General features: G+C 69.5%; 8 protein-coding genes. 2 read left to right on the forward strand and 6 right to left on the reverse strand.

Going from position 1 to position 10,404, the window contains the following annotated elements; all coding sequences use genetic code 11:
- The 6 genes from BHU15_RS26125 to BHU15_RS26150 all read right to left on the reverse strand — a co-directional run.
- Positions 1-1,411 (reverse strand): alpha-amylase (locus BHU15_RS26125; protein WP_069629433.1); only part of this gene is annotated, 1,411 nt, incomplete at its 3' end.
- A 349-nt stretch (positions 1,412-1,760) separates the two neighbouring features.
- On the reverse strand, positions 1,761-2,822 hold the full coding sequence (locus BHU15_RS26130; protein WP_069629434.1) for a LacI family DNA-binding transcriptional regulator: 1,062 nt from the start codon (positions 2,820-2,822) through the stop codon (positions 1,761-1,763).
- On the reverse strand, positions 2,807-4,483 hold the full coding sequence (locus BHU15_RS26135; RefSeq protein WP_069629435.1) for a glycoside hydrolase family 13 protein: 1,677 nt from the start codon (positions 4,481-4,483) through the stop codon (positions 2,807-2,809). The genes BHU15_RS26130 and BHU15_RS26135 overlap by 16 nt, the downstream gene beginning before the upstream one ends.
- Positions 4,484-4,613: 130 nt before the next feature.
- Positions 4,614-5,489 (reverse strand): sugar ABC transporter permease, encoded by an 876-nt coding sequence (locus tag BHU15_RS26140; RefSeq protein WP_069629438.1) that lies wholly within the window; start codon positions 5,487-5,489, stop codon positions 4,614-4,616.
- Entirely contained in the window at positions 5,483-6,496 is a 1,014-nt protein-coding gene (locus tag BHU15_RS26145) for a carbohydrate ABC transporter permease (protein ID WP_023542213.1), read from the reverse strand. The genes BHU15_RS26140 and BHU15_RS26145 overlap by 7 nt, the downstream gene beginning before the upstream one ends.
- A gap of 34 nt (positions 6,497-6,530) precedes the next feature.
- Positions 6,531-7,802 (reverse strand): extracellular solute-binding protein, encoded by a 1,272-nt coding sequence (locus tag BHU15_RS26150; RefSeq protein WP_069629436.1) that lies wholly within the window; start codon positions 7,800-7,802, stop codon positions 6,531-6,533.
- Positions 7,803-8,173: 371 nt separating this feature from the next.
- On the opposite strand from BHU15_RS26150, the gene BHU15_RS26155 reads away from it, so the two are divergent.
- Positions 8,174-9,232: a LacI family DNA-binding transcriptional regulator gene (locus BHU15_RS26155; protein ID WP_069629437.1), complete on the forward strand. Its 1,059-nt coding sequence runs from the start codon at positions 8,174-8,176 to the stop codon at positions 9,230-9,232.
- A gap of 95 nt (positions 9,233-9,327) precedes the next feature.
- A partial coding sequence (locus BHU15_RS26160; RefSeq protein ID WP_438284984.1) for a phosphatase PAP2 family protein occupies positions 9,328-10,404 on the forward strand: 1,077 nt, incomplete at its 3' end.

Genomic DNA, 10,404 nt, shown 5'->3' on the forward strand with positions numbered 1-10,404 from the left:
GGGCCCGCACCTGCGGCGGGTTGCCTCCCCCGCCGCAGGTGCGGGCCCCGGCGTGCAGGGCGACCGCCGTGTTGGCGCCGAGGGTGGCCGTGAACTGGCCGGAGCCGTTGACGGTGACGCCGTTGCCGCTCTGGACGTCGCAGTAGTCACCGGCGGGCAGCGACGTCTGGAAGGTGCGGCTGAGCGCGGAGCCGGTGTAGTTGATGGCGACGTACGCCTTGGAGCCGCGCCCGAAGGCGATCTGGTCGCCGCCGTTGTCCCACCAGTCGGTGACCCCCTGGCCGCGCGCCGCGTTGCGGAAGCCGACCATGGAGGAGATCTCGCGCCAGGCGTGCTGGCACTTCCAGCCGCCCTGGTAACAGGCGTTCACGGTGCCGCCGTTGGGCGGTCCGGCGTCGTGGTCGCTGAACTCGTAGCCGGAGTGCACGTCGGGCGAGCCGTAGGGGTAGGCCAGCATGAAGACGTTGGCCAGCGTGTAGGCGGCGCCGTTCTTGTAGTTGAGGGTGTCGCCGCCGCGCTCGGTGTCGTGGTTGTCCACGAAGACGGCCGACCTGCCGCTCTCCATGAAGCCCCAGCCCTCGCCGAAGTTCTTCAGATAGGCCAGGTTCTCGTTGAGGAAGACCTGCTTGAGACTTCGGCCGTACCGGAATTCCTGTACGTCTCCGGTGCCCAGGTACTCGGCGGGCGAGACCGCCTCGCCGGCGCCGTATATCGCCTCCTGTTTCCAGTACACGCCCGGATTGCTCAGCCTGGACTTGATGTTGGCGAGGTCGGCGGCCGGCATGTGCTTGGCGGCGTCGATCCGGAAGCCGTCGACGCCGAGCGAGAGCAGGTCGTTCAGGTACGTGGCGATCCGGCCGCGTACGTAGTCCTCACCTGTGTCCAGGTCGGCGAGGCCGACGAGTTCGCAGTTCTGGACGTTGCCGCGGTCGCCGTAGTTGCTGATCTGCGCGCGGCAGTCGTCCATGTCGGCGCCCGAATAGATGCCGGGGTAGTCGTACTTGGTGTACGAGGTGCCGCCGGTGCCGGTGCCGTTGCCCGCCGACATGTGGTTGATGACGGAGTCGGCGACGACCTTCACCCCGGCGGCGTGGCAGGTGTTGACCATGTTCTGGAAGGCGGCGCGGTCGCCGAGCCGGCCGGCGATCTTGTAGCTGACGGGCTGGTACGAGGTCCACCACTGGCCGCCCTGGATGTGTTCCTGGGGCGGGGACACCTGGACGTAGCCGTACCCGGCGGGGCCGAGGCTGTCGGTGCAGGCCTTGGCGACCGAGTCGAAGCGCCACTCGAACAGGACGGCGGTGACGTCCTTCGAGCCGGGTGGCGCCGCCTGGGCGGGACTGCCGGGTGCGACGAGGGCCGCCGCGCCTGCCACGAGGGCGAGCGCGAGGGCGGTTGCTCTGCGGGCCATGTTTTCCTCCTGCGTGGGGGGAGGTGCGAAATGACGGGAGAGGCCTCGCATGGCAACGCGCCCTGCCTTCAAGGCTCCTGAAGGTTCTGAATGTTCTTGCTGCAAGAAAGCAAAAGCCTGTCGCGACCAGACCGTACGAGGCCGGTCCGCCCCGGTCAACCCTCTGGACACCACTGGGTAACACCGGGGAAATATCGCAATCGTTGCGGTGCAAGAGCTTCCGCAAGAGATTGCGGGGCGGTACGTTCATGGCTCCGGTCCGGCCGGACGGGAGGTCCCGGCGAGACCGGGCCCCACGCGCCCGGCCGGCCGGACCGGTCGGCCGGCACCGCCGTACCCGCGCCGGCGGTCAGGCCACCCGTGCGCCCGCCGTCGACCCGCGTACCACCAGCTCCGGCTGGAACACATACTCCGTACGCTGCACGGGACTTCCGCCGATCTCCTCCAGCAGCGCGCTCACCGCCGCCCCCGCCATCGCCTGTACGGGCTGACGCACCGTCGTGAGCGGCGGGTCGGTGAAGGCGATCAGCTGCGAGTCGTCGAAGCCCACCACCGACACGTCCTGCGGGACCCGCAGCCCGCGCTCACGCGCCGCCCGCACCACACCCAGCGCCATCATGTCGCTGCCGCAGACGATCCCCGTACAGCCCTGGTCGAGCAGCGCGCCGGCCGCCACCTGGCCGCCCTCCACGCTGAACAGCGTGCAGCACACCCACTCCTGGGCGTCCTCGCGCGAGAGCCCCAGCGAGCTGCCCAGCGCGTCGACGAAGCCCTCGCGCTTGCGCGCGGACGGCACGTACCGCAGCGGGCCCGTCGCCAGCCCGATCCGCCGGTGGCCCAGGTCGGCCAGATGCCCGACGGCGATGCGCATGGCCGCCCGGTCGTCCAGGGACACGAACGGCGCGCTGACGCGGTCGTTGCAGCCGTTGATCATGACGAACGGCACCCCGCGGTCGATGAGCGCGCTGTACCGCGAGGGGTCGGCCGAGGTGTCCGCGTGCAGCCCGGACAGGAAGACGATGCCGCCGACACCGCGCTCCACGAGCTGCTCGACCAGCTCGTCCTCCGTCGCCCCGCCCGGCAGCTGGGTGCAGAGCACCGGGGTGTAGCCGTGCCCGGCCAGGACCTGCTCGACGGCCTGGGCGAACGCCGGGAAGATCGGATTGATCAGCTCCGGGGTCACCAGACCGATCAGCCCGGCGCTGCGCTGCCGCAGCCGTACGGGACGCTCGTACCCGAGGATGTCGAGCGCGGCGAGGACCCGCTGGCGTGTGCTGTCAGCGACGCCGGGCTTGCCGTTGAGCACCCTGCTGACCGTCGCCTCGCTGACCGATGCCTGTCCCGCGATGTCCGAGAGCCGTGGCGCGCCCGCCCCGGACTTGGGCAGGGGCAGTGTCACACCGTCCACCACACCGTGGTGTCGGCGGGCAGTTCGGCCTCGGGGCCGTCCACGGTGAAGGGCCCGGAGGCCAGCAGCAGGCTGCCGCGCACCGGGATCCGGACGGGCGAGCCGGTGGTGTTGACGGTGCACAGGAAGCCGGGGCGGGCGAAGACGAGCACACCCTCCGGGGCGTCCTGCCAGTCGACCGACGTCCCGGCGCCGAGCCCCGGGTGCGCGCGCCGGGCGGCGATGGCGGCCCGGTACAGCTCCAGGCTGGAGCCCGCCACCCCGGTCTGCGCCTCGACGCTCAGCGCGCCCCAGCCCCTGGGCTGCGGCAGCCAGCTGCCGCCGTCGCCGAAGCCGTACGAGGAACCGTCGCGGGTCCACGGGATCGGCACCCGGCAGCCGTCACGGAAGCCGTCCTGCCCGGCGGCGCGGAAGTACGAGGGGTCCTGCCGGGCCTCGTCGGGGAGGTCGGTGACGTCGGGCAGTCCCAGCTCCTCGCCCTGGTAGAGGTAGGCGGAGCCGGGCAGGGCGAGCATCAGGAGCGTCGCCGCGCGGGCCCGGCGCAGGCCGAGTTCGCGGTCGCCGGCCTCGCGGAGCTGGGTGCCGAGGGCGACGGGGTGGGCGAAGCGGGTGCTGTGCCGGGTGACGTCGTGGTTGGAGAGCACCCAGGTGGTGGGCGCGCCGACGGGGCGCATCGCGGCGAGCGAGGTGTCGATGACGTCGCGGAGCGCGGCGGCGTCCCAGAAGGTGCTCAGATACTGGAAGTTGAACGCCTGGTGCATCTCGTCGGGGCGTACGTAGTTCGCGGTGCGCTCGACGGTGGGCGTCCAGGCCTCGGCGACGGCGATCCGGTCGCCGGGGTACTCGTCGAGGATGGTGCGCCAGCTTCGGTAGATCTCGTGCACACCGTCCTGGTCGAAGAACGGCATCACGTCATTGCCCAGCAGCTTGACCTGACCGTCGCTGCCGATGTCGGGCAGCCCGGCGGCCTTGACGAGCCCGTGGGCGACATCCACGCGGAAGCCGTCGACGCCCATGTCGAGCCAGAACCGCAGGATGGAGCGGAACTCGTCGGCGACGGCCGGGTGGTCCCAGTTGAAGTCGGGCTGCTCGGGCGCGAAGAGGTGCAGGTACCACTCGCCGGGGGTGCCGTCCGGGTTGCTGGTCCTGGTCCAGGCGGGGCCGCCGAAGATGGACTCCCAGTCGTTGGGCGGGAGTTCACCGCTCGCGCCCTTGCCGGGGCGGAAGTGGTAGCGCTCGCGCAGCGCGGAGCCGGGGCCCTCCTTCAGGGCGCGGCGGAACCAGTCGTACTGGTCGGACGAGTGGTTGGGCACCACGTCGACGATGACGCGAAGGTCCAGCTCGTGCGCGTCGCGGATCAGCGCGTCCGCGTCGAGGAGGGAGCCGAACATGGGGTCGATGGCGCGGTAGTCGGCGACGTCGTAGCCCGCGTCGGCCTGCGGCGAGGCGTAGAAGGGGCTGAGCCAGACGGCGTCGACACCCAGCGCGCGCAGGTACGGCAGCCTGCTCCGTACGCCTTCGAGATCGCCCATGCCGTCACCGTTGGAGTCGGCGAAGCTGCGCGGATAGACCTGGTAGATCACCGCGTCCTGCCACCAGCCGGAGCGGTGGCCCGGGGCGTCGTCGGACGTGCCGGTGGAAGGGGCAGCGAGGTGCTGGGTCATGTCGTCCCTGGGGGGTCTGGGGTGGAGCGGCGCCGGGGGCCGGATGGGCCGCGCGGCGCCGCTGTCACTGTCGCTGTCGTCACGGGTGGTGCGGGGGTGGTACGGGCGTACGGGGTGGGCTGACGCGCCGTCAGCCCTTCACGGCGCCGGCGGAGACACCGGTCACCAGATGGCGCTGCGCGAACAGGAAGACGATCGCCGCGGGTATCGCGATGAGCACGGACGCCGCCGTCATCGGGCCCCATTGCGCGCCGTACTGGTTGACGAACTTCTGGAGTCCGCCCGCGAGCGTGAGGTTCTCGTCGCCGACCATGAAGGCGGAGGCGTACGCGACCTCGCCCCAGGCGGTGACGAAGGAGTAGAACGCGGTCACCGCGAGCCCCGGCTTGGCGAGGGGGAGGATCAGCCGCCAGAAGGTGCCGAACGGGGTCAGCCCGTCGACCATGCCCGACTCGTCGATCTCGCGCGGGATGGTGTCGAAGAAGCCCTTCATCATCCAGGCGCAGAACGGCACGGCGATCGTGAGGTACGTGATCACCAGTCCGGCGGCCTGGTTGAGCAGACCCAGGTCCGACATGATGTTGTACAGCGGCACGATGAGCACCGCCATCGGGAACATCTGCGTGATCAGCAGGGTCCACATCAGTCCGCGCTTGCCCGGGAACCGGAAGCGGCTGACGGCGTAGCCGGTGGTGGCGGCGATGAACACGCCGAGCACGGTGGTGAGTCCGGCGATCAGCAGCGAGTTGCCGAACCAGGTGAGGAACGGCGTGTCCTGGAGCAGCTTGGTGTAGTTGGCGAGCGTCGGGTCCTTGAAGAAGTCCGTCGTCGTCGCGTACGCGGCGGGCTTCAGCGACGTCAGCAGCACCCACAGCACGGGGAACACCGCGATGACGGACGCCACGATCAGGGTCGCGTGCAGTCCCACGGACGCGGCCCTGGAGCGGTCGCCCCTGCGCCGTACCCTCGCTGTACTCGTTCGCGTCTCGGTCACGGCGGTCACCAGGTATCTCCCTGCTTGCGGAGGACTCGTTGGTAGACCACGGCGAAGATCATCAGGAGGAGGAGGATCAGTACGCCCCAGGTGGACGACAGGGCGAAGTCGCGTGGGCTGATCTCGAAGGAGAACTTGTACGCCTGCGTCACCAGGATCTGGGTGGCCTCGCCGGGACCGCCTCTGGTCAGCAGGAAGATCACCGGGAACATGTTGAACGTCCAGATGGTGCTGAGCAGGATCACGGTCGTGCTGACGGACCGCAGGCCCGGCATGGTGATGTGCCGGAAGCGCTGCCAGGGTCCGGCGCCGTCCATCTCGGCGGCCTCGTACATCTCCCCCGGGATGGACTGGAGTCCGCCGAGGAGGGCCACGAGCATGAAGGGCACACCGAGCCAGATGTTCACGGCGATGACCGAGAACTTGGCCCAGGTCGGGTCGTTCAGCCACGGCACGGCGTCGAATCCGCCGCCGGCGAGCAGTTTGTTGAGGAAGCCGCGGTCCTCGTTGTAGAGGAAGCGCCAGGCGAAGACGGACACGAAGCCCGGCACGGCCCACGGCAGGATGAGCATCATGCGGTAGGCGGAGCGGCCCGCGATCCGGCGGTTGAGGATGTTCGCGAGGCCGAGGCCCAGGGCGAAGGTCAGGCCGACGCAGGAGACCGTCCACACCAGTGTCCAGCCGAGCGTGGACATGAACTGACCGCCCGTCAGGGCGTCGGCGTAGTTGTCCAGTCCGACGAACTCGTAGGTGGCGGGCAGGTGGTTGACGCCGATGTTCCGCTCGACGTTGCGTTCGTTGGCGTCGGTCAGCGACAGATAGATGCCGCGGACCAGCGGGTATCCGACGATGACGCCGATCACGGCCACCACGGGGGCGACCATGGCCCAGGCGTACCAGTGCGTCGAGAGCGAACGCCGCAGCCCGCCGGGGGGTTTGCCAGTGCCGCGGCTCCGGCCGCGGGTGACTTCGGGGTCACCCGCGGCCTTCGCCACCGACTGGCCGGTGTGGACAGCCATCAGCCGGCCTGCCTTCCTTCCTGTCGGTGAGGTCTTACTTCCAGCCCTTGAGCAGCTTGCGGTAGGAGTCGCCGGTCGTCTTGACGCCCTTCTCGGGGGTCGTCTGGCCGGTGAGGACCTTGGTGTACTCGGTCACCAGCGGGGCGAACAGGCTGCCGGTCTCCGGGATCCAGGGGCGCTCGATGGCCTTGTCGACGACGGGCTTGAAGAAGCCGACGATCTCGTTCTTCGCGACGTCCGGCTGCGAGTAGACCGAGGTGCGTGTCGGCAGCAGGTTCAGCTCGGTGGTGATCTTCGCCTGGGACTCGGCGGAGGACATGTACTCCACGAAGGCGTAGGAGGCGTCCAGGTTCTTGGAGCCCGCGTACACGGCGAGGTTGTGACCGCCCTGCGGTGCGCCCTGGCCGGCCGATCCCGCGGGCACCGGGGCGACGCCCAGGTTGGCCTTGTCCTTGAACTGCGGTCCGGCGTAGGTGTCGGCGATCGCCCACGGGCCGTTGATCATCATGGCGACGTCGCCGCCCTTGAAGGCGGCCTGCATGTTCTCCCAGCCGTCGGTGGCGTCGGTCTTGGCGGCGCCCGAGTCGACCAGGTCCTTGACGACCTCCATGGCCTTGACGCCGGCCGGGCTGTCGACGGTGACGGTCTTGCCCTTGGCGTCGACCAGGTCGCCGCCCTCGCCGTAGAGGAACGACAGGAACCAGTACGCGTCGTCGCCGCGCAGGTACATCCCGGTCTTGCCGGTCTTGTCCTTGATGGTCTTGGAGACGGTCTTCAACTCGTCGATCGTCTTGGGGACTTCGACCCCGGCGTCCTTGAACAGCTTCTTGTTGTAGAAGATGCCGAGGGAGTCGATGACCTGCGGGACGGCGTACGTCTTGCCGTCGTACTTGGTGGAGGCGGCGGCCTGCGGGACGAAGTCCTTCTCGTCCTTCAGCGCGGCCGTGCCGTCCAGCGGCGCGAGGTAGCCGAGGTCGGCGAACTCGGGCGTCCAGGCGACCTCGGAGCGGATCACGTCGGGCGCGCCGGAGCCGGATCCCGCGGCGTTCTTGAACTTGTTCTGCGCCTCACCGAAGGGCACGTTGACGTACTTGACGTCGACGCCCTTGTGCTTGGCCTCGAAGTCCTCGGCGAGCTTCTTGAAAACCTTGTCCTCGCTGCCCACGGTGGAGGTGTCCCACCAGGTGACCGTGCCCGTGAGCTCTCCCGAGCCCGACTTGGCCGCGGTCTCCTCGTCGCCGCCGCAGGCGGTCGCCGCGAGCGCCAGGGTCGCGGCCAGGGCGGTGGCCGTTATGCCACGTCGCATCCGAACTCCTTCAACTGCCGTACCGCTCCGTCGCGGCGCCGGGTCGACGTGAAGGTAACAAGGATGAAAGACGGCCGAAAGAGCTTGCGGAAGATTTCTGCAAGCGACCCTGATCGTTACATTCGCGTGTCCGCACAGTTGCCACAAGGGTTCTTGACGGGGGGCGCGCGAGCTGGCAAGTACAGTACGTGTCGGCCGATACCCCTGCGTGAACGCTCTGAGCGCTCCGGCGGCGCCTCCCCGCAAGGTCTTGCAAGATTTTGCTACGAGTGTGCCTGCAAGGCGTCGCAAGGGAACCCGCCCGGGGCGCCCGTGGCCGATTCGGTCACCTGGTGGGCAATTCCGGCACCCGCCCGGTACAGTCCCCTGACATGACCGCACGGCTAGCCGACATCGCAGCCCAGGCGGGGGTCAGCGAAGCGACGGTCAGCCGCGTACTGAACGGCAAGCCGGGTGTTGCCACGGCCACCCGTGAATCCGTACTCGCGGCGCTCGACGTCCTCGGCTACGAGCGCCCCGTACGGCTGCGCAGGCGCAGCGCCGGCCTCGTCGGACTGATCACGCCGGAGCTGGAGAACCCCATCTTCCCGGCGCTCGCCCAGGTCATCGGCCAGGCTCTGACGCGCCAGGGCTACACACCCGTGCTCGCCACCCAGACCCCCGGCGGCTCCACCGAGGACGAGCTGACGGAGATGCTGGTCGACCGGGGCGTCTCCGGCATCATCTTCGTCTCCGGACTGCACGCGGACACCTCGGCCGACATGCAGCGCTACGAGCAACTGCGCGCCCAGGGTGTGCCGTTCGTCCTTGTGGACGGTTTCTCGCCGAAGGTGCGGGCGCCCTTCATCTCGCCGGACGACCGGGCCGCGATGCGGCTGGCCGTGACCCATCTCGTCTCGCTCGGCCACCGCAGGATCGGTCTCGCGGTCGGACCCAAGCGGTTCGTGCCCGTGCTGCGCAAGATCGAGGGCTTCCGCGCCACCGTGCGCGAACAGCTCGATCTGAGCCCCGAGGAGACGGAGGAGCTGATCCAGCACTCCCTCTACACCCTGGAGGGCGGGCAGGCGGCGACGACGGCGCTCATCGGGCGCGGCTGTACGGCGGTGGTGTGCGCGAGCGACATGATGGCGCTGGGCGCGATCCGCGCCGCCAGACAGCTCGGCAAGGACGTGCCGCGCGATGTGTCCGTGGTCGGTTTCGACGATTCGCCGCTCATAGCGTTCACCGATCCACCACTGACGACGATCCGCAAGCCGGTGCCGTCGATGGGCCAGGCCGCGGTCCGCACACTGCTTGAGGAGATCGGGGGTACGCCCGCCCCGCACAGCGAGTTCGTCTTCATGCCCGAGCTGGTGGTTCGCGGCTCCACCGCCTCCGGTCCGGCGCCCGGACCCCTGGGCGCGACCCCTGGCGAAATCGGCCGGAAGTAAGGGTCGCGGGGTCGTCCTCAGGGCGTACCGCATGCGGTCAGGACCCACCCGAGGGATGATCGGTCGAGAGCGGAAATCTGGCAGACTCTCTCTCCATGGGTGAAACGACCGTGAAGATTCCGGAAGGCACGACGGCCACGCCGACACCCCCCGCGGGTGCGACGGCCGACGGGTCCCGCCCGGTGTCCCGCGCCGGTCGGCTGCGCCGGATGCGATCGCCTCGACGCCCTCGTCTCTGGTTCGAAATCCTGCTGATCGCGGTCAGTTACTGGATCTATTCACTGGTCCGTAACGCGGTGCCCGAGCAGAAGGCCGAGGCCCTGCGCAACGCGGACTGGATCTGGCACGTGGAGCGCACGCTCGGCCTCAACTTCGAGGAAGCCGTCAACCACGCCGTGAATTCGGTGACATGGCTGGTCGTCGCGATGAACTACTACTACGCGACGCTGCACTTCATCGTCACGATCGCGGTGCTGGTCTGGCTCTACCGCCGCCACCCGGGCCGTTACGCGGCCAGCAGGCTCATCCTCTTCGCGACCACCGCTGTGGCACTGCTCGGTTACTATCTGTATCCACTCGCGCCGCCACGGTTGATGCCGGGCGGCCACTTCATCGACACCGTGAAGGTCCACGAGACGTGGGGGTCGATGGCGTCGGGGAACTTCAAGGCGGTGTCGAACCAGTACGCGGCGATGCCCTCGATGCACATCGGCTGGTCGCTCTGGTGCGGGCTGACCATCTTCGCGCTGGCCAAGGCGCCCTGGGCGAAGATCCTCGGGCTGCTCTACCCGACGGCCACCCTGATCGTGATCGTGGCCACCGCGAACCACTTCTGGCTCGACGCGGTGGGCGGCATGATCTGTCTCGCGTTCGGCTTCGCCGTCTCGTACGCCTGGTACGGCGCGCTGCCGCACCAGCTGCCCCGGTACATCAAGGACGACCGCCCGAGGCGGCGGTGGCCGCTCCGTCCCGGTATGTGGGGCAGGCGGGCCGCGCCCGAGGCCGAGCCGGCCGGCCAGGCCGCGCGTACCGGCCCCGCCGAGGAGGCCGCGTCGACGGAACAGACCGCCCCGGCCGGGCAGGCCACCCGCGGTGCGCCACCGGCCACGCGCGGTTCGCCGTCCACCAAGCCGGGCGCGTCGTCCAAGCCGGGGGCTCCGGCCGGCCGGAGC

Source organism: Streptomyces niveus (assembly GCF_001723055.1).
Lineage (GTDB): Bacteria > Actinomycetota > Actinomycetes > Streptomycetales > Streptomycetaceae > Streptomyces > Streptomyces niveus.